Source organism: Streptomyces sp. SGAir0957, from assembly GCF_043523415.1.
The window spans coordinates 3,099,532-3,125,383 of the sequence record NZ_CP027293.1; the positions used below are offsets into that span (position 1 = coordinate 3,099,532).

Annotated in this window: 24 protein-coding genes and 2 tRNA genes; 10 read left to right on the plus strand and 16 right to left on the minus strand. The window is 71.1% G+C overall.

Annotated features, from left to right (window positions below):
- Positions 1-4 precede the first annotated feature (4 nt).
- Positions 5-2,362 (plus strand): ribonucleoside-diphosphate reductase subunit alpha, encoded by a 2,358-nt coding sequence (locus C1N81_RS18805; protein ID WP_394430580.1) that lies wholly within the window; start codon positions 5-7, stop codon positions 2,360-2,362.
- Positions 2,362-3,393 (plus strand): ribonucleotide-diphosphate reductase subunit beta, encoded by a 1,032-nt coding sequence (locus C1N81_RS18810; RefSeq protein ID WP_394430581.1) that lies wholly within the window; start codon positions 2,362-2,364, stop codon positions 3,391-3,393. Before C1N81_RS18805 ends, C1N81_RS18810 begins: the two co-directional genes overlap by 1 nt.
- Before the next feature lie 43 nt (positions 3,394-3,436).
- Here the strand turns inward: C1N81_RS18810 and C1N81_RS18815 are convergent, their stop codons facing one another.
- A complete protein-coding gene (locus tag C1N81_RS18815) occupies positions 3,437-3,610 on the minus strand; it encodes a hypothetical protein (protein ID WP_394430583.1) in 174 nt (57 codons plus the stop codon).
- A 94-nt stretch (positions 3,611-3,704) separates the two neighbouring features.
- Between C1N81_RS18815 and C1N81_RS18820 the strand changes: the two genes are divergently transcribed.
- Positions 3,705-4,667: a helix-turn-helix domain-containing protein gene (locus C1N81_RS18820; protein WP_394430585.1), complete on the plus strand. Its 963-nt coding sequence runs from the start codon at positions 3,705-3,707 to the stop codon at positions 4,665-4,667.
- 39 nt (positions 4,668-4,706) lie between these two features.
- Here the strand turns inward: C1N81_RS18820 and C1N81_RS18825 are convergent, their stop codons facing one another.
- The 10 genes from C1N81_RS18825 to C1N81_RS18870 form a co-directional block, all read right to left on the minus strand.
- Entirely contained in the window at positions 4,707-6,080 is a 1,374-nt protein-coding gene (locus C1N81_RS18825) for a bifunctional albaflavenone monooxygenase/terpene synthase (RefSeq protein WP_394430586.1), read from the minus strand.
- The gene (locus C1N81_RS18830) at positions 6,077-7,114 is read right to left on the minus strand and encodes a terpene synthase family protein (RefSeq protein ID WP_394430588.1); all 1,038 of its coding nucleotides are present in this window, start codon (positions 7,112-7,114) and stop codon (positions 6,077-6,079) included. Before C1N81_RS18830 ends, C1N81_RS18825 begins: the two co-directional genes overlap by 4 nt.
- Before the next feature lie 351 nt (positions 7,115-7,465).
- Positions 7,466-8,116 (minus strand): peptide deformylase, encoded by a 651-nt coding sequence (gene def, locus C1N81_RS18835; RefSeq protein WP_394430590.1) that lies wholly within the window; start codon positions 8,114-8,116, stop codon positions 7,466-7,468.
- 141 nt (positions 8,117-8,257) lie between these two features.
- A complete protein-coding gene (locus tag C1N81_RS18840) occupies positions 8,258-9,238 on the minus strand; it encodes a tetratricopeptide repeat protein (protein WP_394430592.1) in 981 nt (326 codons plus the stop codon).
- 97 nt (positions 9,239-9,335) lie between these two features.
- Entirely contained in the window at positions 9,336-10,565 is a 1,230-nt protein-coding gene (locus tag C1N81_RS18845; RefSeq protein ID WP_394430594.1) for an HD-GYP domain-containing protein, read from the minus strand.
- A 26-nt stretch (positions 10,566-10,591) separates the two neighbouring features.
- A complete protein-coding gene (locus C1N81_RS18850; RefSeq protein WP_394430596.1) occupies positions 10,592-11,923 on the minus strand; it encodes an HD-GYP domain-containing protein in 1,332 nt (443 codons plus the stop codon).
- Positions 11,924-12,084: 161 nt separating this feature from the next.
- On the minus strand, positions 12,085-12,375 hold the full coding sequence (gene rsrA / locus C1N81_RS18855) for a mycothiol system anti-sigma-R factor (RefSeq protein WP_394430597.1): 291 nt from the start codon (positions 12,373-12,375) through the stop codon (positions 12,085-12,087).
- Entirely contained in the window at positions 12,372-13,046 is a 675-nt protein-coding gene (gene sigR / locus C1N81_RS18860) for an RNA polymerase sigma factor SigR (RefSeq protein ID WP_361064360.1), read from the minus strand. Before sigR ends, rsrA begins: the two co-directional genes overlap by 4 nt.
- A gap of 205 nt (positions 13,047-13,251) precedes the next feature.
- Positions 13,252-13,920, minus strand: coding sequence for an alpha/beta hydrolase family protein (locus C1N81_RS18865; protein ID WP_394430599.1), 669 nt, complete (start codon positions 13,918-13,920; stop codon positions 13,252-13,254).
- A 76-nt stretch (positions 13,921-13,996) separates the two neighbouring features.
- Positions 13,997-14,812 carry an SOS response-associated peptidase gene (locus tag C1N81_RS18870; RefSeq protein WP_394430601.1) on the minus strand — a complete coding sequence of 272 codons (816 nt, stop codon included), beginning with the start codon at positions 14,810-14,812 and terminating at the stop codon, positions 13,997-13,999.
- Positions 14,813-14,888: 76 nt separating this feature from the next.
- On the opposite strand from C1N81_RS18870, the gene C1N81_RS18875 reads away from it, so the two are divergent.
- The 4 genes from C1N81_RS18875 to C1N81_RS18890 all read left to right on the plus strand — a co-directional run bounded on the left by C1N81_RS18875 (position 14,889) and on the right by C1N81_RS18890 (position 18,435).
- Positions 14,889-15,590, plus strand: a complete 702-nt coding sequence (locus C1N81_RS18875) for a M50 family metallopeptidase (protein WP_394430603.1) — start codon at positions 14,889-14,891, stop codon at positions 15,588-15,590.
- A gap of 36 nt (positions 15,591-15,626) precedes the next feature.
- Complete coding sequence (aroA, locus tag C1N81_RS18880; RefSeq protein ID WP_394430605.1) at positions 15,627-16,970, plus strand: 3-phosphoshikimate 1-carboxyvinyltransferase; 1,344 nt, start codon at positions 15,627-15,629, stop codon at positions 16,968-16,970.
- Between the two features lie 13 nt (positions 16,971-16,983).
- The gene (gene rsgA / locus C1N81_RS18885; RefSeq protein WP_394430607.1) at positions 16,984-17,994 is read left to right on the plus strand and encodes a ribosome small subunit-dependent GTPase A; all 1,011 of its coding nucleotides are present in this window, start codon (positions 16,984-16,986) and stop codon (positions 17,992-17,994) included.
- Between the two features lie 117 nt (positions 17,995-18,111).
- Positions 18,112-18,435 (plus strand): DMT family transporter, encoded by a 324-nt coding sequence (locus C1N81_RS18890; RefSeq protein ID WP_394430609.1) that lies wholly within the window; start codon positions 18,112-18,114, stop codon positions 18,433-18,435.
- 13 nt (positions 18,436-18,448) lie between these two features.
- Here C1N81_RS18890 and C1N81_RS18895 read toward each other — a convergent pair whose 3' ends face one another.
- Entirely contained in the window at positions 18,449-19,045 is a 597-nt protein-coding gene (locus tag C1N81_RS18895; protein ID WP_394430610.1) for a TetR/AcrR family transcriptional regulator, read from the minus strand.
- A gap of 179 nt (positions 19,046-19,224) precedes the next feature.
- On the opposite strand from C1N81_RS18895, the gene hisN reads away from it, so the two are divergent.
- Together hisN and C1N81_RS18905 are read left to right on the plus strand one after the other, a co-directional pair.
- On the plus strand, positions 19,225-20,022 hold the full coding sequence (gene hisN, locus C1N81_RS18900; RefSeq protein WP_394430612.1) for a histidinol-phosphatase: 798 nt from the start codon (positions 19,225-19,227) through the stop codon (positions 20,020-20,022).
- A gap of 162 nt (positions 20,023-20,184) precedes the next feature.
- Positions 20,185-20,586, plus strand: coding sequence for a CBS domain-containing protein (locus C1N81_RS18905; protein WP_394430614.1), 402 nt, complete (start codon positions 20,185-20,187; stop codon positions 20,584-20,586).
- Positions 20,587-20,644: 58 nt separating this feature from the next.
- Here the strand turns inward: C1N81_RS18905 and katG are convergent, their stop codons facing one another.
- Entirely contained in the window at positions 20,645-22,861 is a 2,217-nt protein-coding gene (gene katG / locus C1N81_RS18910) for a catalase/peroxidase HPI (protein ID WP_394430616.1), read from the minus strand.
- Positions 22,862-22,997: 136 nt separating this feature from the next.
- Here katG and C1N81_RS18915 point away from each other — a divergent pair, with 136 nt between their 5' ends.
- Positions 22,998-23,411 carry a Fur family transcriptional regulator gene (locus tag C1N81_RS18915; protein ID WP_394430618.1) on the plus strand — a complete coding sequence of 138 codons (414 nt, stop codon included), beginning with the start codon at positions 22,998-23,000 and terminating at the stop codon, positions 23,409-23,411.
- A 125-nt stretch (positions 23,412-23,536) separates the two neighbouring features.
- Here the strand turns inward: C1N81_RS18915 and C1N81_RS18920 are convergent.
- The 3 genes from C1N81_RS18920 to C1N81_RS18930 all read right to left on the minus strand — a co-directional run bounded on the left by C1N81_RS18920 (position 23,537) and on the right by C1N81_RS18930 (position 25,842).
- A tRNA-Met gene (locus C1N81_RS18920) sits at positions 23,537-23,610 on the minus strand.
- A gap of 101 nt (positions 23,611-23,711) precedes the next feature.
- Positions 23,712-25,529, minus strand: a complete 1,818-nt coding sequence (locus tag C1N81_RS18925) for a tetratricopeptide repeat protein (RefSeq protein WP_394430620.1) — start codon at positions 25,527-25,529, stop codon at positions 23,712-23,714.
- A gap of 239 nt (positions 25,530-25,768) precedes the next feature.
- Positions 25,769-25,842 (minus strand) — tRNA-Met (locus C1N81_RS18930).
- Positions 25,843-25,852 lie beyond the last annotated feature (10 nt).

Here is a 25,852-nt window from a genome sequence, read left to right on the forward strand (position 1 = left end):
CCCAGTGACCATCGCGCCGCCCGCCGAACCGGTCTCAGCCACCCCGGAAGACGCCCCGCAAGACGCTCCGGGCACCGCGCTGCTGCGCACCCTGACCGAGCTGACCTCCGACCTGCCGGGCGCCGACCCCGGCCGGGTCGCCGCCGCCGCGCTGCGCGGCCGCAGCGCCCGCGCCGACGAGGCCGAGCTGCGCGAACTCGCCACCGAGGCCGCCGCCGGGCTGATCTCCGAGGACCCGGTCTACTCCCGGCTCGCCGCCCGCCTGCTCACGCTCTCCATCGCCGCCGAGGCCGCCACGCAGGGCGTCACCTCCTTCACCGGGTCGATCGCGGTCGGCCACCGCGAGGGCCTGATCGCCGACCGCACCGCCGAGTTCGCCCGTCTCCACGCGGCCCGCCTCGACGCGCTCATCGACACCGAGGCCGACGACCGCTTCGGCTACTTCGGCCTGCGCACCCTGCACAGCCGCTACCTCCTGCGCCACCCGATCACCCGCCAGGTCATCGAGACGCCGCAGTACTTCATGCTGCGCGTTGCCTCCGGTCTGGCCGAGGACGACTCCGTCCGCGCCCTGGACGAGGTCGCGGACCTGTACGGCCTGATGAGCCGCCTGGACTACCTGCCGTCCTCCCCCACCCTCTTCAACTCCGGCACCCGCCACCCGCAGATGTCCAGCTGCTACCTGCTCGACTCCCCGCTCGACGAGCTGGACTCGATCTACGACCGCTACCACCAGGTGGCCCGCCTCTCCAAGCACGCCGGCGGCATCGGGCTCCCCTACTCCCGCATCCGCAGCCGGGGTTCGCTGATCCGCGGCACCAACGGGCACTCCAACGGCATCGTGCCGTTCCTGAAGACGCTGGACGCGTCGGTCGCCGCCGTGAACCAGGGCGGGCGCCGCAAGGGCGCCGCCGCCGTCTACCTGGAGACCTGGCACTCCGACATCGAGGAGTTCCTGGAGCTGCGCGACAACACCGGCGAGGACGCGCGCCGCACGCACAATCTCAACCTGGCGCACTGGATCCCCGACGAGTTCATGCGCCGCGTCGCCGACGACGGCCCCTGGTCGCTCTTCTCCCCCGCCGACGTGCCCGACCTCGTCGACCTGTGGGGCGCGGAGTTCGACGCCGCGTACCGCAAGGCCGAGGCGGAGGGCAAGGCGCAGAAGACCCTCCCCGCGCGTGAGCTGTACGGCCGCATGATGCGCACCCTCGCGCAGACCGGCAACGGCTGGCTGACCTTCAAGGACGCCGCCAACCGCACCGCCAACCAGACCGCGGAGCCCGGCCACACCGTCCACTCCTCGAACCTGTGCACGGAGATCCTGGAGGTGACGGACGACGGGGAGACCGCTGTCTGCAACCTGGGTTCCGTGAACCTCGGCGCCTTCATCGTCGACGGCGACATCGACTGGGAGCGGCTCGACGAGGCGGTCCGCACCGCCGTCACCTTCCTCGACCGCGTCGTCGACATCAACTTCTACCCGACCGAGCAGGCGGGCCGCTCCAACGCCCGCTGGCGCCCGGTCGGCCTCGGCGCGATGGGCCTCCAGGACGTCTTCTTCAAGCTGCGCCTGCCCTTCGACTCGCCGCAGGCGAAAGCTCTTTCGACGCGCCTTGCCGAGCGCATCATGCTCGCCGCTTACGAGGCGTCCGCCGACCTGGCCGAGCGCAACGGCCCGCTGCCCGCCTGGGACAAGACCCGTACCGCGCGCGGCGTCCTGCACCCCGACCACTACCCCGACGCGCAGGTGACCTGGCCCGAGCGGTGGGCCGCGCTGCGGGAACGCATCGCCGCCGTCGGTATGCGCAACTCGCTGCTCCTCGCCATCGCGCCGACCGCGACGATCGCCTCCATCGCGGGCGTCTACGAGTGCATCGAGCCGCAGGTCTCCAACCTGTTCAAGCGCGAGACGCTGTCCGGCGAGTTCCTCCAGGTCAACTCCTACCTGGTCGACGAGCTCAAGCGGCTCGGCGTGTGGGACGCGCAGACCCGCGAGGCGCTGCGCGAGTCCAACGGCTCGGTGCAGGGCTTCACCTGGGTGCCGGAGGAGGTCCGCGCCCTGTACCGCACGGCGTGGGAGCTGCCGCAGCGCGGGCTCATCGACATGGCGGCGGCCCGCACCCCGTTCCTCGACCAGGCCCAGTCCCTCAACCTGTTCCTGGAGACGCCGACCATCGGCAAGCTCTCCTCGATGTACGCGTACGCCTGGAAGTCGGGCCTGAAGACGACGTACTACCTGCGCTCGCGCCCCGCGACGCGTATCGCGCGGGCCGCGGCCCGGGTCCCGGTCCAGATGGCCGAGCCCGACGCCGTCGCCTGCTCCCTGGAAAACCCCGAGTCCTGCGAGGCCTGCCAGTAATGACGACGACCCCTTCTCCGGAACAAGCGCAGAAGAACCTGCTCGACCCGGGCTTCGAACTGACCCTGCGCCCCATGCGCTACCCGGACTTCTACGAGCGCTACCGCGACGCGATCAAGAACACCTGGACCGTCGAGGAGGTCGACCTCCACTCCGACGTCGCCGACCTCGCGAAGCTGTCGCCGGGCGAGCAGCACATGATCGGCCGCCTGGTCGCGTTCTTCGCGACGGGCGACTCGATCGTCGCCAACAACCTGGTGCTGACGCTCTACAAGCACATCAACTCCCCGGAGGCGCGGCTCTACCTCTCGCGCCAGCTGTTCGAGGAGGCCGTGCACGTCCAGTTCTATCTGACGCTGCTCGACACCTACCTGCCCGATCCGGACGACCGGACGGCCGCGTTCGCCGCGGTGGAGAACATCCCGTCCATCCGCGAGAAGGCCGAGTTCTGCTTCAAGTGGATGGACTCGGTCGAGTCCATCGACCGCCTGGAGTCCAAGGCCGACCGCCGCCGCTTCCTGCTCAACCTGATCTGCTTCGCGGCGTGCATCGAGGGCCTGTTCTTCTACGGGGCCTTCGCCTACGTGTACTGGTTCCGCTCGCGGGGCCTGCTGCACGGCCTGGCCACCGGCACCAACTGGGTCTTCCGCGACGAGACGATGCACATGAGCTTCGCCTTCGACGTGGTCGACACGGTGCGCAAGGAGGAGCCCGACCTCTTCGACGACGCGCTGCGGGAGCAGGTCACCGCCATGCTGCGGGAGGCGGTCGAAGCCGAGCTGCAGTTCGGCCGTGACCTGTGCGGGGAGGGGCTGCCGGGGATGAACACCGACTCGATGCGGCAGTACCTGGAGTGCGTGGCCGACCAGCGGCTCCAGCGCCTTGGCTTCGCACCCGTGTACGGCTCGGAGAACCCGTTCTCGTTCATGGAGTTGCAGGGTGTCCAGGAGCTGACGAACTTCTTCGAGCGCCGGCCCTCGGCGTACCAGGTGGCGGTCGAGGGCTCGGTCGGCTTCGACGAGGACTTCTAGGCGCCTGCGCGGAGCCGGGAGTTCCGGGCGCTTCGGCGCGGGATCAGGCGACCTTCGCGTACTCGGGGCCGCTGGTCAGGTTCTCCCTCTCCCGCGCGTCCCGGGCCTGGCGGATCTCCCGGTCGATCCGGCGGTCGTGCGCGGCGCCCCACAGGGACGGGGCGGCGAGGAGGAGGAAGACGAAGAGGACGGTGAGGTAGTTCATCGCTGTGTTCATGTCCTCTACTCTCCCGCCGCCCGGCCCCGCGCGGCAGTGGCAGTCCTGTCACTGACCCTCGAATTACTGCCAGCTCTGCGGCACACTGGCAGACATGCTGAAGAACGTGGCCGCAGTACTGCTCGACGGCGTGCACCCCTTCGAACTGGGCGTCGTCTGCGAGGTGTTCGGCATGGACCGCAGCGGCGACGGCCTGCCCACCTACGATTTCGCCGTGGTCTCCGCCGACGGCCCGACCCTGTCCACGCACGTCACCGGGATGACGATCTCCACCCCGTACGGGCTCGAACGCCTGGAGGAGGCGGACCTCATCGCCGTACCGGCGGCCGCGCCCCGGCCGGACGGCTATCCGCCCGCGCTGCTCGACGCGCTGCGCCGCGCGGTCGACCGGGGCGCGCGCGTCCTCAGCGTCTGCTCGGGCGTCTTCGTGCTCGGCGCGGCAGGGCTGCTCGACGGCCGCCGCTGCGCGGTCCACTGGCGGTACACGCGCGAACTGTCGATCAGGCACCCGCGCACCCATGTCGACCCGGACGTCCTCTACGTCGACGAGGGCTCGGTGATCACCAGCGCGGGCACCGCCGCGGGCATCGACGCCTGCCTGCACATCGTCCGCACCGAACACGGCGCCGAGGTGGCCAACGCCATCGCGCGCCGCATGGTCGTGCCGCCGCACCGCGACGGAGGCCAGGCGCAATATGTGGAGCGGCCGCTGCCCGCGACGCGCTGCGACACCGTGGGCGAGGTCCTCGCCTGGATGGAGCGGCACCTGGACGAGCCGGTGACGGTGGAGGACCTCGCGGCACGGGCGCTCATGTCACCGCGCACGTTCGCACGCCGCTTCCAGCAGGAGACGGGCACCACGCCGTACCGCTGGCTCCTTCGGCAACGAGTGCTCGTCGCGCAGGAGTTGCTGGAGAGGACGGACGAGACGGTGGACGCCATCGCCGCCCGCGCCGGGTTCGGCAACGCGGCGGCGATGCGCCACCAGTTCATGAAGGCGCTGGGCACGACACCCAACGCCTTCCGGCGGACTTTCCGCGTACGCCTGGCCGGCTGAGGCCCGGCGGCACGCCCCGACCCACCGGCGCGCCTCGGTCTAGCGGCGCGCCTCGACCCTCAGCACCGCCCGCTTCGGCTGGAGCGTGATCCCGATACGGGCCGAGCCGTCCGTCTCCGGGGTCGGCACGAGCCGCCAGCGGGACACCACCGTGCCCAGGATCAGCGACAGTTCGGCCATGGAGAAGTGGTCGCCGGGGCACTTGCGATTGCCGACGCTGAACGGGGCGTGCGCGGCGGGTGTGACGTCCGCGGCCCGCTCGGGCAGCCACCGGTCCGGGTCGAAGGCCAGGGGGTCGGTGAACGCGCGCGGGTCGCGCTGCATGGCCAGCGGGCTGTAGACGATGTCCGACCCGGCGGGAATGCGATAACCCCCGAGCGTGGTGTCGACGACGGCGAGCCGCGTCAATATCCAGACAGCGGGCCGAATCCGCATCGCCTCGGTGAGCAGATTCCGCATATATGCGAGTTCCTTGACGTCACCGAAAGCGACGGGTTCGCCACCCGTCACGGATTCCACCTCCGTGTACAACCGCTTTTCCGCATCGGGGTGTTCGGCGAGAAGCTGGAACACCCACGTCAGGGTCTTCGCGACATTCTCGGCACCGGCCACGACGAGGGACACGACTTGGTCGTGGACCTCTTGGTCGTTGACGGTTTCACCATTCTCGTCGCGGTCGTCGAGCAAGGCCGCGAGAAGGTCGCCGGGATTGCTTCCCGACGCCCTTCGTTCGGCGACGATCTCATCGACAAGCCGATGCAAATCGGCCAACGCGTTCTCGAATCGCCGGTTCGCCGGGGTCGGCAGCCGGTACAGCGGTCCGAAGGAAAGGACCATCCGGCGGTACAGGCCCTCGAACACCGTGTGCAGCGCCGCGCTCAGCCGGTCGGCCCGCTCGTCGACGGACTCGATGTGGAGCACGGAACGGGCCACGATCCGGGTCGCCGTACGGAACACCTCGGCGGCGATGTCGACGTGCTGCCCGTCGCTCCACCGGGCGGCCATCGCCTGCGCCTCCTCCTCCATGACGGCCGCGTACTCGTGGATCCGGTCCATGCGGAACGCGGGCTGGATGGCGCGGCGCTGGCGCCGGTGCAGCGGCCCGTTGCTGGTCGCCACGCCCTTGCCGAGCAGGACGCCCATCGTCTCCCAGAGCGGGCCTCCGACCAGGAAGTCCGGGCTCTTGAGCAGCGTGGCGACCAGATCGGGGTCGCACACCGCATAGGCCGTCCCCGGACCCAGCTTGAGCCGGACGACGTCGCCGCCGTCGCGCAGCCGTGTCAGGAAGCCGAGCGGGTCCCGCAGCAGGTTCCAGGCGTGGCCGAGCAGCGGCGCGCCGCCCGGGGCGAGTGGGGGCCGCCCCGGCTCCGCGCCGGGCGACGAGGGCGCCGGCAGGGTCGATTCGACGGTCATGCGCACTCTCCCACTTGGTCCGTGTGTTCGCTCGGCTCGCTGTCGGTGACGTAGGGCGGGGTCGCCCGGTCGTCCCAGCTGTCGACCGCGTAGCGCCCGGACTCGTGGTGGAACCAGTACACGGAACTGAACCAGTTCCGCATATTTCCCACGCACGACCGTAAAGCCCTCGCGAGTTCCTTCCCGTGGGCGCCGATGTTTTCCGTCGCAACCGCGAGCTGTTCCACCTCCGCCTCCGCGGCGATGAAATCCTCGATGGTGCCCTCGACTCTGCCACGCACTTCCGCTATTGCCTGCCGAAGAGAAAGCCCCTCGTGTTTGATGAGGCTTATCCCGAGGTTGTGCAATTCCTCGCCCGCGAGTTCCTTGGGCAAAGAGCACAGATCGTTGTACCAGGCCGCGAAATCCTGGCAGGCAAGCGCCGCACGACGATACGCATCGTTTTTCCGAACCCACCCGGGGAGTTCGTACTGGGCGCTCAACTCAAGCAGGTCGAGCCAGATCCAGTGCGCGAACGTATTGCGGCGCAAGGCGATGTATTCGTCGACGGACGGGACGGTGCCCGTCATTCGGTTGTGGAACTCCTGGTCGTACGCGTCGATCACCACGTGGAAGTGGCGGGCGAACCGGCCGTTCCACGTCCGGCCGAGCGAGCCGTAGAGCCGGCCCACGCTCTCGGCGAACCCCGCGACCACGGGGTCCTTGTGGTTCTGGTGCAGGTGTGGGGCCTCTGTGGCCGCGTGCAGCTCGACCGCGAGCCGCCGCCAGTTGGCCGTCCGGCCGTGGATCACGTCGCGGTCGTGGCGGTCGTCCCAGACGAAGAACCACGCGCTGTAGTCGCATATGGCGGCGAGCACGTCGTTGGGCGCGTCAGTGTAGTAGCCCGCCATCAAGTCCGTGTAGCACAGACCATCGGCATATTTCTGCACCTTGTCGGCGGGCATCAGACGCTTTTCGAGCAGCCAGGACCGCGTTGTCTCCTGGAGCTTTGGCCAATAGGGGTGCAGATTGCGAGGAAACGCGTCCTCGATCACCGGTAGCGCCAGCGCCGGTGGGACCGCTGTCTCTGGATAAGCAGGCACGAACAAACCCCTCTCTGCCGCCTGATGGCGTGCGCCCTCCCGCAGTGCCGGGCGCGCGCCGTTGCGTATCCCCGCGCTTTCTATTCAGCACTACAACTGACCGTTCTGGGAATGGATTTGCTCCCCTCACTACCCCCAGTCGCCGGAATCGTCCCCTTACATGTCTGAATATGGGTCACGATCGGCCGGTCCTGTTCGCACACCCGGGCGTACGAATGTGAGCGCGGGCACACACAAGAGCGGCGCCCGGCTCGGAAACATCCGTACCGGGCGCCGCTCGACGCTCAACTGTGCAACCGCACCTCAGTTGTTGGGGACCACGGGGTAGCGCGGCGTCCCCTCCTCCATCTGCTTCAGGGCGTTCTTGCGCTCCCGCTTCGACAGGCGGTCGATGTAGAGGTAGCCGTACAGGTGGTCCGTCTCGTGCTGGAGGCAGCGCGCGAAGTACCCGGTGCCGCGCACCGTGATGGGGTTGCCCTTCTCGTCCTGCCCGGTCACCACCGCGTAGTCGGGGCGTGCGAGCTCGGCGTACGCCGTCGGCACGGAGAGGCAGCCCTCGTTGGAGTCGTCGAGCCGGCGCCGCTCGGCGGGCAGCTCCTGCAGGACGGGGTTGCAGACGACGCCGGTGTGGCGCACGCCCTCGTCGTCCGGGCAGTCGTAGACGAAGACCTTGCGGTCGACCCCGATCTGGTTGGCGGCGAGACCGACACCCTCGGCGGTGCGCTGGCTTGCGAACATGTCGTCGACCAGAGCGGCCAGCTCGTCGTCGAACTCGGTCACGTCCTTGCACTCCGTGTGCAGGACGGGGTTGCCGACGACGGTGATCGGCCGCGACGTCCCGCGCTCCCGGTAGGCCGCCTCGCGCGCCTCGCAGTCCTCGGTGTCGATGACGAAGCCCTCGTCGTCCACGGGGAGCACGCCCGCGCGCTGCTGATCGGTGTCCTGCTGGGCCATGACCGAGGTAAGCCTTCCTGAAATCTACTGGGAACCCTTACAGGGTACGGGGAGTTTGCGGGCGCCGATCAGGTAGCGCCCCGCCGGGGGCGCGGGGAACGGCGCGCCCAGACACGACGAAACCCGCACCCGCCAGCGCACCTAACAGACCTCTTCAAGATCCCGCCAGTCCCGGGAATCGGGCGAGTCCGCGACCCACCCGTCCAGCAACCCCCGAACCAGGGAAGCCGGCGCAGCCACCCCGCACTCGCGCTCAGGCACCCACAACTGCCCGTCCGTCCGATGCCCCAGCGGCCCGGGATGCCCCGGCTCACTGTGATCGTGCGGATCGAGGTGCTGCCCGTCGCCCTCGTCGGACGGCATCCGCGACTCGGAGCACATCCGGCAGAGGAGTCGCACCGACGACGACCAGTCCTCGGCCGCGAACCCGGCGTCGGCCGCGAGCCGCTCCAGGGCGTCCCGGTCGGCCTCGGTGGCTGCCTCCAGGAGCACGACCCAGGTCGGCACCGGCGAGGGCGCCCACAGCTCGATCTCGTCGAAGACGGGGTAGGAGTGCCCGGCCGCGGTGGTCCGCTCCCCGTGCGGGACGCCGTCGTGCAGCACGACCTCGCCCCAGCGCCGCCCGGAGGAGGGCAGCGGAATGGAGAGCACTTCGATGCGCGCGGGGTCGAGCCTGCGCCCCCACACGACCTCGGCCTCGCCCTCGGGCGACAGCCGGACGGCGGCGCTGCCCAGGTCCATCCCGGTCGGCTCGCCCGCGGCGGTGGCTCCGCCGGGCACCTTGAGCCCGTAGGCCTGCCAGGCCCGCCGGGCCAGCGGCCAGTCCTGGAGGGCGGTCGCGGCGATCCCCACGTTCCACCAGTCGGGGGCGCCGGTCTCCCGCTCGAGCAGGGCGACGGCCCGCAGCCCGGCGGTGCGCGCCTGCTCCCAGTCGTGCCGGAACTTGTGCAGCAGCGCGAGGTTGAACCAGGACTCGGACAGCCAGGGCTCCAGATCGGCGGCGCGCGTGAGCAGCGCCCCCGCGTCCTCGTAGCGACCGTCGCCGATCAGCGTGAACGCACGATCTGTGGCCTGCCGCCATGAGGCGGAGGGCCGGTGTCGTCCCTTGCCGAAGATCCTCACGATTCCCGCCTGCCGATACTCGAGGCCCGTGCCCCCGGAACACCCTCTTCTTCGCATCCAACCACGTACGGTCGGACGCTCGCTCATTACCCATGGGTTACCCAGCCGACCCCAGGCTCAGACCGGGGTGCGCCACCACCCTGGCCAGCGCCTCCACGACCTCGGACGAGTAGTCGCGCCCCGTGCCGAGACGCAGCCGTTCCAGGGCGGCGAGCGGACCCTGGGGGCCCTCTTCCCTGGCCATCTCGTCGTACGCGTTCGCTGTCCGCACAATCCGTGCGGTCAGCGGCTGTTCACGGTACGGGTCGGCCTGCCGCTCCACCACCACGGCGACCTGGGAGTCCACGCCCGTCTGCCGTACGACGGCGCCACCGAGCAGGGCGATGCGGCGCTGCTGGGCGGCGGGCAGCGCCGCCGTCGCCCCCTGCGCGACCGGGTCGAGGAGCGAGAGCTGCCCGATGTCGTGCATCAGCGCCGCGTACTCCAGAACGGTCAGGTCCGGTTCGGAGAGCCCCAGCTCACGCCCGACGGACCGGCTGAGCGCGGCGACCCGGTGGGCGTGCCCGTGCGGCGTGTACCCCGCGATCTCGGTGGCACGGGCGAGCGAGGCGATGGTCTGCCGGTACGTGGCGCGCACGGCGGCGTAGCGGCGGAAGGCCAGCTGGGTGAGGAGCAACGGCAGGCTGATGACGGGCAGCGCCCACAGCCCGGCCACGGCGACCGCGAGCGCCATGACGGCCCCGGTCGCGCAGACGGCGGAGCCGATGCCGGGCATGGCCCGCAGTTCGTCCCGGAGCAGCGGGCCGAACGGCCAGCGCGTGCGCGCGTGCGCGATGGCGGCGGCGAGCACGGCGTCGCACAGCGCGGTGAGCGCGAGCAGCCCGGCGACGAACAAGGCGTAGTACGCCCCGTCGCCGACCCAGCGCAGCACCACGCCCTCGTTGTAGAGCGGCTGGAAGCAGACGGCGGCGAAGGCGACGGTCAGCACGCGCCGCGCCATGTTGTCGAGCGAGGGCCCTTGCCCCCTGGCGACGTGCGGCACGCAGCCGAGCAAGGTGCCCGCGACGGTGATGGCGACGACCTGCTCCACCCCGTGCTGGGACGGCTGCCCGCCCGCCTGCCCGAGCAGCGCGTACGCGAGCGCCCCCGCAGTGCCGAGCGGCGCGGGCTCACGGTCCACGCCCCCGCCCCACCGGGCCAGCTCCCCCACGACGATCAGCAGCCCGAAGGCGAGCGCGACCCCGGGCCGGTCGAGCCCGTGCCAGGCGGTGGACGCCAGGGAGAGCAGGGTGAGCAGTCCCGCGGCCGCGCGAAGACCGACCACCATGGGTGGGCGCCCGGAACCGGACTGCGTCACCGGGGGGCCGCCCCCGGCACGGCCACACCCTCGCGGCGGGCGGCGGGCACCGTCCCCTCGTCGGCGGTGACCACGGGGTGCCAGCCCTCCCGCCCCAGCACGTCGGCCAGCGCCCGCACCATCACGGGGTCGAACTGCGAGCCGGCGCACCGCTCCAGTTCGGCAAGGGCGACCGGGACGGGCCGCGCCCGCGAGTACGTACGCGTGGAGGTCATGGCGTCGAAGGCGTCGGCCACCGCGACCACGCGCGCGAACTCGGGGATCTGGGCCCCGGCGAGCCCGTACGGATAGCCGCTGCCGTCGAGCCGCTCATGGTGGTGGAGGATCGCGGCGCGCGCCTCGCCCAGGAACCCGATGCCCCGCACGATCTCGTGCCCGTACTCGGGATGCAGCTGGATGATCTCCCGCTCCTCGGGCGTGAGAGGCCCGTCCTTGCGCAGCAGCCGGGTGGGCACCCCGAGCTTGCCCACGTCGTGCAGGATCCCGGCGAACCGGAGGATCTCCACGCGCTCGTCGGCCATCCCCAGCTCGCGGGCGATCATCATGGACGCCTGCCCGACGCGCTCGCTGTGCCCGCGCGTGTAGCCGTCCTTGATGTCGACGGCCTGGACGAGAGCCCGGATGGTGGCCTGGTGGGCGGCGCGCTCGCGCTGGTACTGGGCGAACACCCAGCAGGAGATGTACATCGGCAGCAGGACGAGCAGCGCGGCCACGGCCCCGTAGGGACTGGCCCACAGGACGGCCATCAGCAGCCCGGCGAGCCCGTGCACGCCGACGGGCGCGAGGGAGCGCAGGAAGAGCCCGCGCCAGGCGGCCGACGGGGGCACACGCTCGGCAAGGGCGAGAATTGCGCCGTCGGTGACAGTAAGTACTGCGCAGAAAACGAGGACAGTGGCGGCAGCGGGCCCGAGGGCGTACGCGAGGCGCCCCGCGGCGACGGCGTCCGGCCCACCCAGAACCGCGAACGCCTCGGCGGCCGCCCGGATCCCGAGCACGAGCTGCGCGCCCCGCCACAGTCGCCGCAGCCCGACGGGCCGCTGGTCGACACGGGCGAGGAAGGCGCCGGGCACGGCGACGAGGGCGGCGACGGAGGCGGGCAGCAGAAACGCTCCTGCAAGGAGCACGGGGAAGAACGTCCCCATCCCCTTCGGGGCCCGCCGTCCGAGGATCCGGCACCGCCCGACCTGCTCACACGCGGCATAGACACAGGCGAGCAAGGCCACGACGCCCCACGCGGTGTCGTCGGAGAAGGCGGGCAGCACGCACCCGAGGGCGCCACCACCGGCCAGCAGGACGAACACACGGGCCACCGGCGGTACCGAACGCATGCCCAACCCCCTCCCCGTGACGACCGATTCAGGGAGGATAGGACGCGTGCCGGACCGTCAGAGCGGCTCAGAGGCCGGGATTAGCACGTTCGAGTGAATGAAGTGACGCCGGAAGCGAACTCCCGCACAAGGCACGGGAGTTCACGCCGCCTGCGCACATCTCAGCCGAGCGAGGTACCCTCGTCGGAAGCGGGCTGCCCGGAGCGGATCAGATCGATGCGCCCCATGACCTTGGCCCGCAGGTCGGCGGGCACGTCGTCATGTCCGCAGCACCGCTTGACCAGCTTCTTCACGGCCTGCTCGAGGCCGTACTTCTCCAGGCACGGGGAGCACTCCTCGAAGTGCACCTCGAACTTGGTGCAGTCGGAGTCCGGCATCTCTCGGTCAAGAAACTCATAGAGATGGTCGAGGACCTCACTGCAGTCCGTCTCGTGCGGCTCTCCGCAGCTCATGAGCCCGAGCCTTTCGCTTCGTTCGACTCTCCGGCGCCGGCCGGGACGAGCCCGCGGTCACGGGCGTAGTCCTCGAGCATGCCGCGCAGCTGGCGACGCCCCCTGTGCAGCCGGGACATCACCGTACCGATGGGTGTTCCCATGATGTCCGCGATCTCCTTGTACGCAAAGCCCTCTACGTCGGCGAGATAGACCGCGATGCGGAATTCCTCGGGGATCGCCTGCAGGGCCCGCTTCACGTCGGAGTCGGGCAGATGATCGAGCGCCTGCGACTCGGCGGAGCGCAGACCGGTGGACATGTGCGACTCGGCACGCGCGAGCTGCCAGTCCTCGATCTCCTCGGCGGCGCTGCGCTGGGGCTCGCGCTGCTTCTTGCGGTACGAGTTGATGAAGGTGTTCGTCAGGATCCGGTACAGCCACGCCTTGAGGTTGGTCCCCTCACGGAACTGGTGGAAGGACGCGTACGCCTTGGCGTACGTCTCCTGCACCAGGTCCTCGGCGTCCGCCGGATTGCGCGTCATGCGCAGCGCGGCCGAATACATCTGGTCGAGGAACTCCAGAGCGTCCCGCTCGAAGCGAGCGCTGCGCTCGGCGTCGCTCTCCGCGGGCTCCGGGCGCTCGTCCGCCTGGCCGTGCTCGGTCCCTGCGTCGGTCCCTGTGACCGGACCCACCTCCTCCGAAGACTTCGCGAGACCCGGGAAGGTCCCACCCGAATCGGAGGATAGACGACGATCCGGTCCGCCCGCCGCCCGAATGGGAGCGGTCTTGGCCGCACTCAGCACGCTCCACTCCAGCTCAGGAGTGGTGGCGCGGCCCGGGCAGATGGTCGAACCCATGCGGCGGACTTCCTCTCGTACGCAGTGTCACCGACGCTCCTCACAACACACACCGCGCACGGGACATTCCCGGGCCCCGGAGCGACCGGATCCAGGCGGTCACGGCGTCCGTGACAACAGCCATGGCCTCCTCCTCACTGATCCCGGCGCGCTTCGGAACGGCGAACCCGTGATCCCCGTAAGCCACTTCGACGAGCTGGAACCCAGCCGGCTCCGGAAACTCCCCCGGCCTGCCGAACGGATCATTGCCCCCTTGGACGACCAGCGTGGGCACCCCGGCCCCCAGCAACTCCTCCGCCCGGGACTTCTCGGGCTTGCCGGGCGGGTGCAGCGGAAAGCTGAGCGCGAGCACGGCGACGGCCCCCAGCTCCTCGGCGGTCCGACAGGCGACCCGCGCCCCGGCGCTCCGCCCTCCGGCGATCACGGGCAGCCCGGGCTCGGCAAGGGCGGGCCAGAGGCCGCGCCACCCCACATCAAGGGTCTTCGGAGCGGGCGCGACCTTCTTCCCGGCGACCCGCCAGGGCTGCTCCACAAGGGCAACGCTCACCCCGTGTTCCGGCAGCACCCGCGCAAGGGCCTGCAGATCTCGCGCCTCGATGCCGCCCCCGGCCCCATGACCGACGGCAAGGACGAGCGCGGGTTCCGGGGCGTCGTGCCAGGTGACACGAGCATCACCCGCAGCAGTGGAATGGATCTCCGTACGATTCACGCCTTCATGGTGACGCAGAAGCCCCACCGGGCCGCGCCCGCGAAACGTGTGCGCAGGGCATCCCGTACGGAGGGCGTCAGAACAGGGTGCCTTCCTCGGGCCCGTCGATCTCCTTCAGCAGCTCGGCCCCGTTGTTGCGTACATTGCTGACCGCGGTGGACACGGGATAGGCCCGCATGAGCCCTTCCGGCGGCGGCGCGAGCAGCGCCCGCGCACTCTCCACGTCGCTCACGCCGGGATCCAGCCACGCGTCCCACCGGTCGGGCGTGAGCATCAACGGCATCCGCGGATGGATGTCGGCGAGCGACCGCGGCCCGCCCTCGGGCGCGACCCCGAGCGGAGCGACCTCCGCCTCGGTGGTGATCACCGAGCACGTGACCCACCACGCCAGAGGATGCTCGTCCGGCAGCGTCCGGTCCCGCCAGAACTCGTACAGCCCGGCCATGGCGAACACGCCCCCGTCGGCGGGCGTCACGAAGTACGGCTGCTTTCGCGGACGCTTCCGCTTCCCCTCGACCTCGAGCTCCCGCTCCTGCTCCCCGGTGACCCACTCGTAATACCCGTCCGCGGGAAGGATGCAGCGCCGGGCGGCGAAGGCCCGGCGGTACGACGGCTTCTCGTGCACCGTCTCGGCCCGCGCGTTGATCATCCGGGCGGCGCCTTCGGGCGTCTTGGCCCAGGACGGCACAAGGCCCCACCTCAGTTTGCGCAGCTGGCGAACCGGACGCGGATCGTCGGCGTCTTTCACGGGGCGGTCGAGAACGGCGTAGACCTCTTTGGTGGGCGCCACGTTGTAGTCGGGCTCATAGCCCTCCTCCGGCTCCCACTTCTCGATCTCGAAGATCGCCGCGAGATCCTCGGGCCCACGACTCGACGCATACCGTCCGCACATACGTGCCACAGTGCCAGAGCACAACCCAGAACCGCCATCGAAGTCCCCGGAACCACGAACGGGAGCCGAGCCCTCCATGGACACCACCCTCTGGAACCGCCTCACCGGTACCCAGCCCGACCCCGACCAGTGGGTGGTCATAGCCACCGGCGTCCTCGCCCTGGCCGCCGTGACCCCCCACACCGTCTGGCGCCTCTCCCGCAACGCCATCACCATCGCCCACGAGGGCGGCCACGGCCTCATCGCCCTCCTGATGGGCCGCAGGCTCGACGGCATCCGCCTGCACTCGGACACCAGCGGCCTGACCGTGAGCCGGGGCAAGCCCACCGGTCTCGGCATGATCCTCACCGCGGCGGCGGGCTACACGGCCCCGCCCCTGCTCGGCCTGGGCGGCGCGGCCCTCCTGGCGACGGGCCGCATCACGCTGCTCCTGTGGCTGGCGACAGCCCTGCTCCTCGCGATGCTGGTGATGATCAGAAACGCGTACGGCGCCCTCACCGTGGTGCTGACCGGCGGCGCCTTCCTGCTGATCTCCTGGCTGACGGGCCCGCAGATCCAGGCGGCGTTCGCCTACGCCGCGGTCTGGTTCCTGCTCCTGGGCGGCGTCCGCCCCGCGTTCGAACTGCAGGGCAAGCGCCGCCGGGGCAGCGCGGGCGACTCGGACGCCGATCAGCTCTCCCGCCTCACGCACGTCCCGGCGGGAATGTGGCTCTTTTTCTTCCACGCCGTCGCTCTGTGCTCGCTGCTGGGCGGGGGCCGCTGGCTGCTCGGCCTCTGAACAGGTGACCCGGTCCGGGCCCACTAAAGTGGGGGCATGACCACGCACCCCGCGCCCACCGCCCTCTGGCCCGCCCCTCTCGCGAGCGGCGCCGTCGACGCGACCGTCGCGGTGCCGGGGTCGAAGTCCGTCACGAACCGCGCCCTCGTCCTGGCGGCGCTCGCCGCCGAGCCGGGCTGGCTGCGCCGCCCGCTGCGCTCGCGCGACACCCTGCTGATGGCGAGCGCGCTGCGCGAGATGGGCGTCGGTATCGAGGAGGGCGTGGGCCCGGAGGGTTCGGGCGAGGCGTGGCGCGTCATCCCGTCGGGGCTGCGCGGCCCGGCCACGGTCGACGTGGGCAACGCGGGCACGGTCATGCGGTTCCTGCCGCCGGTCGCGGCGCTCGCCGACGGGCCGATCCGGTTCGACGGCGACCCCCGTTCGTACGAGCGTCCGCTGCACGGCGTCATCGACGCGCTGCGCACGCTCGGCGCCCGTATCGACGACGACAACCGCGGCGCGCTGCCCCTGACGGTGCACGGCGGCGGGGCGCTCGACGGCGGCGCCGTGGAGATCGACGCGTCGTCGTCGTCCCAGTTCGTCTCCGCGCTGCTGCTGTCGGCGCCGCGCTTCAACCAGGGCGTGGAGGTCCGCCACACGGGCTCCACGCTGCCCTCGATGCCCCACATCCGGATGACGGTCGACATGCTGCGGGCGGTCGGCGCCCAGGTCGACACCCCGGAGTCGGGCGGCGAGGCGAACGTGTGGCGGGTCACGCCCGGTGCCCTGCTCGGCCGGGACATCGTCATCGAGCCGGACCTGTCGAACGCGCAGCCGTTCCTGGCGGCGGCGCTGATCACGGGCGGCCGGGTGACGATCCCGGACTGGCCGCACCACACCACGCAGCCCGGCGACGCGCTGCGCGAGATCTTCACGCGGATGGGTGGTTCCTGCGAACTGACCGAGCAGGGGTTGACGTTCACGGGCTCGGGCACGGTCCACGGCATCGACGTGGACCTCGGCGAGGTCGGCGAGCTGACCCCCGGCATCGCGGCGGTCGCGGCCCTCGCCGACGGCCCGTCCACGCTGAGCGGCGTGGCCCACCTGCGCCTGCACGAGACGGACCGCCTGGCCGCGCTCACCAAGGAGATCAACGAGCTGGGCGGTGACGTCACCGAGACGGCCGACGGCCTGCACATCCGCCCGCGCCGCCTGCACGGCGGGATCTTCCACACCTACGACGACCACCGCATGGCGACGGCGGGCGCGATCATCGGCCTGGCGGTGGACGGCGTACAGATCGAGAACGTGGCGACGACGGCGAAGACGCTGCCGGACTTCCCCGCCATGTGGACCGGAATGCTCGAATCGTCCGGGACGCCCGGGGCGGACCGGACGTAGGGAACGCAGAGCGATGCGCCGCTACGGCAAGCACACCGACGAGGACGACATCCGCCAGCGCCCCAACCGCAAGGGGAACAGGCCGCGGACGAACATCAGGCCGAAGCACGAGGACGCGGCGGAGGGCATGGTCCTCACGGTCGACCGGGGCCGTCTCACCGTCCTCATCGACGACCGTCCCGTCCACGCGATGAAGGCCCGCGAACTGGGCCGCAAGGCGGCGGTCGTCGGCGACCAGGTGGCCGTCGTCGGCGACCTGTCCGGCAACAAGGACACGCTCGCCCGTATCGTCCGCATCGAGCCGCGCAGCTCGGTCCTGCGCCGTACGGCGGACGACGACGACCCCTACGAGCGCGTCGTCGTCGCCAACGCCGACCAGCTGGCCATCGTCACCGCGCTGGCCGACCCCGAACCGCGCCCGCGCATGATCGACCGCTGCCTCGTCGCGGCGTTCGACGGCGGCCTCACCCCGCTCCTCGTCCTGACCAAGTCGGACCTGGCGTCACCGGACAAGCTCCTGGAGCTGTACGGGGATCTCGACATCCCCTACGTGGTGACCAGCCGCGAGGAGCTGGAGGACGGCACGGCGGTGGCGCTGGTGCGCGAGCAGCTCGACGGCAAGATCACCGCGTTCGTCGGCCACTCGGGCGTGGGCAAGACGACGCTGGTGAACGCCCTGGTGGCGCAGGACCAGCGGCGTACGACGGGCCATGTCAACGCGGTCACGGGGCGCGGCCGGCACACCACGACGTCGGCGCGGGCGCTGCCGCTGCCCGGCGAGGCCGGCTGGGTCGTCGACACCCCGGGCGTACGCTCGTTCGGCCTCCACCACGTGGACCCGTCGCGGGTCATCCACGCCTTCCCCGATCTGGAGCCCGGCACGGAGAACTGCCCGCGCGCGTGCAGCCACGACGAGCCGGACTGCGCCCTGGACGCCTGGGTCGCGGAGGGTCACGCGGACCCGGCGCGCCTGTACTCGCTGCGCCGTCTGCTGGCCACACGCGAGCGGCGCGAGGGCGACTGACCTCTGTCTTGTTTGCTGCCCCCAAGCGTTGGTAAAGGCATAATCACACCAAGCCGGACGCAAGATCGAAACCGTACGCATTCAGCCGGGATCAGCGGAGCACGGGAGGCACTTCACATGGCGTGGCTGCTGGTCATCGTCGCGGGGTTTCTGGAGACCGGGTTCGCCGTCTGTCTGAAGCTCTCGCACGGCTTCACCCGGCTGTGGCCGACGGTCGCCTTCGCCTCGTTCGCGCTCGGCAGCTTCGGCCTGCTCACGCTGTCCCTGAAGAAGCTCGACGTGGGCCCGGCGTACGCGGTGTGGACGGGCATCGGCGCGGCGGGCACCGCGATCTACGGAATGATCTTCCTGGGTGACGTGGTCTCCACGCTCAAGATCGTCTCGATCAGCCTGGTGATCGCGGGCGTGATCGGCCTGCAACTGTCGGGCTCGGCGCACTGATACCCGCGCACCCTCACGCGTGGGCGCGCCCCTGCCGGATCGTCTCGCGCACAAGGCGCGTCACACCGCCCTCCCCCGGCGGCACCATGACGCACGACAAGGCGATGCGCACCGCCAGTTCGCAGTCGCGCGCGAGCGCCTCGGCCTCCGTCTTGGCGGCGCCCGCCGAGCCGAGCGCGGCGAGCGTCCGGTCCCGTACTGCGGCGAGGAGGTCGGTGGGGGCGGGCAGCGGTCCGTCCGCGCGGCGCTGCGCCGGCACGGCGGACGAGGACGGCACCGCCGAGAGCGTCGGGGAGGGCAGCCGCTCGCTCCAGCAGCCGGTGAGCGCGGCCCGCACCAGCGGATTGCGCCGTGCGCTCGCCACCGTCCACTCGGCGACCGTGTCGAGGCCGCCCTCCTTCAGGGCGCGGTCGACACCGGCGAGGTAGGCGTCCGCCTCGCGCCGTACGAGGGCGCGGGCCAGGCCCTCCTTGGAGCCGAACTCGTTGTAGAGGGTCTGCCGGGAGACCCCGGCGACCGCCGCCACGTCCACCATGCGCACGCCGGACCAGGGGCGCCGCGCGAGCGCCGTGTACGCCGCGTCCAGTAAGGATTCCCGTGCTGCAGGCATCGTCGCCTCCCCGGGCCGCCGCCTTCAGAACGGCTTGTTCCGCCAGAGTTGACGGGCCCGACTGCCCTGTCAATAGTGCGTGCGGGCACCCGTACGCGCCCTCATGTGCGCCCCTGCCGCGCCCCACGCGCGCGGAGGCCGTGTGGCTCTCGGGCGACCGAGATCGATACTGTGCAGTCATGCCCGACTACCACGATGATCTGCGCCTCGCCCACGTCCTCGCGGACGCCGCCGACGCCGCGACGATGGACCGGTTCAAGGCCCTCGACCTGAAGGTGGAGACCAAGCCGGACATGACGCCGGTCAGCGAGGCCGACAAGTCTGCCGAGGAGCTGATCCGGGGTCACCTCGCCCGCGCGAGGCCGCGGGACGCGATCCTCGGCGAGGAGTACGGCGTCGAGGGCACCGGGCCGCGCCGCTGGGTCATCGACCCGATCGACGGCACCAAGAACTACGTACGCGGGGTCCCCGTCTGGGCGACGCTCATCTCCCTGATGGAGGCGGGCGAGGGCGGCTACCAGCCGGTCGTCGGCGTGGTGTCGGCGCCCGCGCTCGGCCGGCGCTGGTGGGCGGCAAAGGGCGCGGGCGCGTTCACCGGCCGCAGCCTGACCTCCGCGTCCCGGCTGCACGTCTCCAAGGTGGGCCGGATGGCCGACGCCTCCTTCGCGTACTCCTCGCTGACGGGCTGGGAGGACCAGGGCCGGCTGCCCGGGTTCCTGGATCTGACGCGGACGGTGTGGCGCACGCGCGGCTACGGCGACTTCTGGCCCTACATGATGGTGGCCGAGGGCTCGGTCGACCTGTGCGCGGAGCCGGAGCTGTCGCTGTGGGACATGGCGGCGCCCGCGATCGTGGTGACGGAGGCGGGCGGCACGTTCACCGGTCTCGACGGGCGTCCGGGGCCGCACAGCGGCAACGCGGCGGCGTCGAACGGGCTGTTGCACGACGAGATGCTGAGCTATCTGACCGGGCGCTGAGCGCGCCCCTCAACTCGCCTCGCGCGCCCTCTTGTTGACACTCCCTTTACCTGTGACCCTGAGAGTCCCCCCACTTGTGAACTTGTGAACCGTTTCTCGTACCCGGCCCGAACCGGGGCGACGCGGTCGCACAAGTGCCTCCCAAGGAAGGTGGCTCCATCCATGCTCGTCCGCGACGCCATGAGCACGATGGTCCTCACCATCGGACCCACCCACACCCTGCGCCAGGCGGCCCGACTGATGTCGGCACGCCGCGTCGGCGCGGCCGTCGTCCTCGACCCCGACGGCTCCGGCATCGGCATCCTGACCGAGCGCGACATCCTCAACTCGCTCGCCCTCGACCAGGACCCGGACCGTGAGGCGGCCGGCACCCACACCACCACCGACGTCGTCTTCGCCACCCCGGCGTGGACCCTGGAGCAGGCGGCGGACGCGATGACCCACGGCGGCTTCCGCCACCTCATCGTCCTCGACGCCGGCGAGCCGGTCGGCATCGTCTCGGTCCGCGACATCACCCGCTGCTGGACACCGGCGAGGCGCAAGGCGGCCACCCTGGCCGTCTGACGCGAGGAGGGCCGGCTCCCCGCGGGGAACCGGCCCTCCTTCATGCCTTGCGGGCGGATCAGACCAGGTCGAACCGGTCCAGGTCCATGACCTTGCTCCACGCCGCGACGAAGTCCTTCACGAACTTCTCCTTCGCGTCGTCGCTCGCGTAGACCTCGGCCACCGCGCGCAGCTCGGAGTTGGAGCCGAAGACCAGGTCGGCACGGGTGCCGGTCCACTTGACCGCACCGCTCGCGTCCCGGCCCTCGAACGCGTCCTGCGCCGGGGACGTGGACTTCCACGTCGTGCTCATGTCGAGCAGGTTGACGAAGAAGTCGTTGGTCAGGGCGCCCGGCCGCTCGGTGAGCACGCCGTGCTTCGTGCCGCCGGTGGTGGCGCCGAGGACCCGCAGACCGCCGACGAGAACGGTCATCTCGGGGGCGCTCAGCGTCAGCAGGTTCGCCTTGTCGAGCAGCAGGTACTCGGCCGGGAGGCGGTTGCCCTTGCCGACGTAGTTGCGGAAGCCGTCGGCGGCCGGCTCGAGCGCGGCGAACGACTCGACGTCCGTCTGCTCCTGCGAGGCGTCCACACGGCCCGGCGCGAACGGCACCTCGACGTCGTACCCGCCGTCCTTGGCCGCCTTCTCGACGGCCGCGGAGCCCGCGAGCACCACGAGGTCGGCGAGCGAGACCTGACGGCCGCCCTTGGCGTTGAAGGACTCCTGGACGCCCTCGAGCGTACGGAGGACCTGCGCCAGGTCGTCGGGGTTGTTGACGGCCCAGCCGCGCTGCGGCTCCAGGCGGATGCGACCGCCGTTGGCACCGCCGCGCTTGTCGCTGCCGCGGAAGGAGGAGGCGGCGGCCCAGGCGGCGGAGACCAGCTGCGCGACCGTCAGGTCCGAGGCGAGGATCTGCTCCTTGAGGGCGGCGATGTCCGCGGCGTCGATGACCTCACGGGTGCGCGCGGGCAGCGGGTCCTGCCACAGCAGCTCCTCGGAGGGCACCTCCGGGCCGAGGTAGCGGACGAGCGGGCCCATGTCGCGGTGCGTCAGCTTGTACCAGGCGCGGGCGAAGGCGTCCGCGAACTCCTCGGGGTTCTCGTGGAAGCGGCGCGAGATCGGCTCGTAGATCGGGTCGAAGCGCAGCGACAGGTCGGTCGTGAGCATCGTCGGGAGCTGCTTCTTCGACGGGTCGTGCGCGTCGGGGATGGTCGCCTCGGCGTCCTTCGCGACCCACTGGTTGGCGCCGGCGGGGCTCTGGGTCAGCTCCCACTCGTAGCCGAAGAGGTTGTCGAAGAACCCGTTGCCCCACTGGGTCGGGGTGCTGGTCCAGGTCACCTCCAGGCCACTGGTGATGGCGTCGCCGGCCTTGCCGGTGCCGTGGCTGTTGGCCCAGCCGAGGCCCTGCGCCTCGATCGGGGCGGCCTCGGGGTCGGGGCCGACGGCGTCCGCCGGACCGTTGCCGTGGGTCTTGCCGAAGGTGTGGCCACCGGCGATGAGGGCGACGGTCTCCTCGTCGTTCATCGCCATGCGGCGGAAGGTCTCACGGATGTCGCGGGCCGCGGCGATCGGGTCCGGGTTGCCGTTGGGGCCCTCCGGGTTCACGTAGATGAGGCCCATCTGCACGGCGCCGAGCGGGTTCTCCAGCTCGCGGTCGCCGGTGTAGCGCTCGTCGCCGAGCCAGGTGGTCTCGGGGCCCCAGTAGACGTCCTCCTCGGACTCCCACACGTCGGGGCGGCCGCCGGCGAAGCCGAAGGTCTTGAGGCCCATCGTCTCCAGGGCCACGTTGCCGGTGAGGATCAGCAGGTCGGCCCAGGAGATGGACTGGCCGTACTTCTGCTTGACGGGCCACAGCAGACGGCGGGCCTTGTCCAGGTTGCCGTTGTCGGGCCAGCTGTTGAGGGGCGCGAACCGCTGCTGACCGGCGCCGGCGCCACCGCGGCCGTCGCTGATCCGGTACGTGCCGGCGCTGTGCCAGGCCATGCGGATCATGAGCGGGCCGTAGTTGCCGAAGTCGGCGGGCCACCAGTCCTGCGAGGAGGTCAGCACCTCGGCGATGTCGCGCTTGACGGCCTGGAGGTCCAGGGCGTTGAACGCCGCCGCATAGTCGAAGTCCGCGCCCAGCGGGTTCGCCACCTCGGGGTTCTTGGCCAGGATCTTCAGATTGAGGCGCTCGGGCCACCACTGCGTGTTGCCGCCGCCCTGGGTCGGGTGCTTGGCACGGCCGTGCGCGACCGGGCAGCCACCCGTCTCCTCCGTCTTCGCGTCCGTGACGATTGCTTCATGGTTCTCGGTCATGCGAACCCTTCCGGGGAGTGTCCTGTCGCTTGGCCTCAGCCAATGAGGATCCTACAATTGACAATGTCTAAGTCAAGCGGTGCTCCAAAGTCACATTCATTCGGGATCCCGTCCCCTTGCTGTTAGGCTGGTTGTCATGAGTGACCTCCTGGAACGACTGCGCGGGCGCGGCTGGCGCATGACCGCGCAGCGACGTGTCGTGGCCGAGGTCCTCGAAGGCGAGCACGTCCACCTGACCGCGGACGAGGTGCATGCCCGCGCGGTGGCGAAGCTCCCCGAGATCTCCCGGGCCACGGTCTACAACACGCTGGGCGAGATGGTGTCCCTGGGCGAGGTCATCGAGGTGGCCACCGACAAGCGGGCGAAGCGGTACGACCCGAACGCGCACCGTCCGCACCAGCACCTGGTCTGCGCCCAGTGCGGCCAGATCCGCGACGTCCACCCGACGGGCAACCCCCTGACGGCCCTCCCCGACTCGGAGCGCTTCGGCTTCACGATCTCGGACGTCGAGGTCACGTACCGGGGCGTCTGCCCGAACTGTGCGTCGTAGGAGTCATTGAACGCAAGAGGGCCCGCATCTTCTGATGCGGGCCTTTTTCCGCGCCTCCGCACACCCGTGCGGGCAGAAACGACTCAGGGCCGGAATCCTTGGGATTCCGGCCCTGAGCCTTTGAGTAGCGGGGACAGGATTTGAACCTGCGACCTCTGGGTTATGAGCCCAGCGAGCTACCGAGCTGCTCCACCCCGCGCCGTTGAACACAACCTTACGGGACGCCCCCGACCAGCGCAAATCCGTTCCGGCGATCCCTTGTACGAGCCGCGCCGCGGCGGGAGGCGCCCTGGGGCCGCCCTAGGCCGACAGCTCCTGCCGCAGCGCGTCCCGAAGCCGCCCGGCCCGCTCGGCGACCTCCGCCGGGCCCAGCTCCACCGCCCGGGACGCCCACTTCTGGCCCTCGACGAGATCGCCGCGGCGGGCGCGCAGCAGGGCGAGCCGGAGCGCGGCCCGGCCGTGCCCCGCGTCGGCGGCCCGTGTCCACCACAGCGCGGCCTCCGGCTCGCTGCCCTCGCGGGCGAGCAGCAGGCCGAGGTTGAACGCGCCGTTGCGCGAGCCCGCCTCCGCGGCCTTTCGGTACCAGCGGGCCGCCTCGACCACGTCGCCGCGCAGCGCGGCCAGCATGCCCACGCGGACCTGGGCGCGCCGGTGCCCGTGCTCGGCGGCCCGCTCGTACCACTCCTCGCACTCGCTCTTCTCCGTGACCGGTTCGCCCAGCTCGTGCCGGGGGGCGGGCGGACGGCGCACGTCGAGCAGCTGGGCCAGCCGGTACGCGGCCTCGGGGCTGCCGCCGCCCGCGGCGCACCGCAGGTGCCGCTCGGCGCTCGGCTCGTCGCCCTCGCGCAGGCGCGCGATGCCGGCCTGCAGCGCGGCCTCGGTGTGCCCGCCCGCGGCGGCGCGCTCGTACCAGCGCAGGGCCTGCTGTTCGGCGTCCGGCTCGGTGCGGCCCGCGTACAGGATGCCGAGGTTGAAGGCGGCGTCGACGCTGCCCGCCTCGGCCGCCTTGGAGAACCAGGGCTCGGCGCCGACCGCGTCGCCGTTCTGCAGGAGCAGTACGGCCAGCGCGTTGGCCGCCTCGCGGTGGCCCGCGTAGGCGGCGCGCCGGTACCAGCCCTCGGCCTGTGCGGTGCGCTTCTGCTCGGCGCAGAGCAGGCCGAGGTTGTACGCGCCGTTGTTGTCGCCCGCGTCCATGGCGGCGCGGTACCAGCGCTCGGCGGTCTGCGTCTCGCCGCGCTCGGCGTGCAGGGCGCCAAGCGCGTTGGCCGCATTGCCGTCGCCGTCCTGGGCGGCGCGCAGCCACCACACGGCGGCGCTCTCCTCGTCCCCGGCGTCGCGCAGCAGGAAGGCCAGGGCGCACGCGGCGCGCGGCTCGCCGTCCTTCGCGGACGTCAGGTACCAGCGGCCGGCCTCCTTCAGCTCGCCGCGCTTCTCCAGGATCGAGCCGAGGTGCAGCGCGGCACGGCGGTGCCCTTTGGCGGCGGCCTGCCGGTACCACTGCTCGGCCTCGGCGGCGGGCTGCTTGTTCTCGTCGGTGACCAGGACGTCCTCGGGGCCGAGGCGGGCGGCCTGCCGGTCCAGGGCGCGGGCGAGGCGGTACGCGGCCTCGCGGTGCCCGCGCTGGGCCGCGACCCGCATCCAGCGCTCGGCGCCGACGTCGCTGCGGTGCTCCAGGAGGTCGGCCAGGGCGTAGGCGCCGAGCGTGTGGCCCTGCTCGGCGGACTGGCGCAGCCAGTACTCGGCGGCGGGCTCGTCGCCGCGCTCGCGGAAGTGGCGGCCGAGCGCGTGCGCGGCAGCGGCCGAACCGGCGACGGCGGCGACCCGCCACCATCCCGCGGCCTCGTCCGCGTAGCCGCGCTGGTGCAGCAGGACGCCCAGGTTGTTGGCGGCGGCACGGTCGCCCTCGCCCGTGGCACCGCGCAGCAGGGGTTCGGCTCCGTCGAGATCACCGCGGCGCAGCAGCATGGCGCCGAGGACGCTCATCGCCTCGACGTCGCCGGCCTCGGCGGCCAGCCGCTGGCGTGCTTCTTCTGCCGCCTCACCCGGTTCGTCCCGGTCGGAAGGCTGCACAAACCGCCCTGTATCCAACAGAGTTGCCTTGTCCCCCATAACGTCCATCGTCGCACCACCTGCAACCTGGGTACACCTGGTATACCGCAGCCATTGAGGTCACTTCAGCGTTTTGTCGACATGCCCACAGGGCGACAAGTGAAACACAATTTCCCGAACTGTCCCCGGGCGGAGCAGTGTTCGTACTGTCTTGATACAGAGTCCGCACATGCCGGTGGCTCGTGACGCCCGGGGCCCCGACGCACCGAAGGCCCGGAAGCTGATGCTTCCGAGCCTTCGATCATCAGTAGCGGGGACAGGATTTGAACCTGCGACCTCTGGGTTATGAGCCCAGCGAGCTACCGAGCTGCTCCACCCCGCGCCGTTGTGTA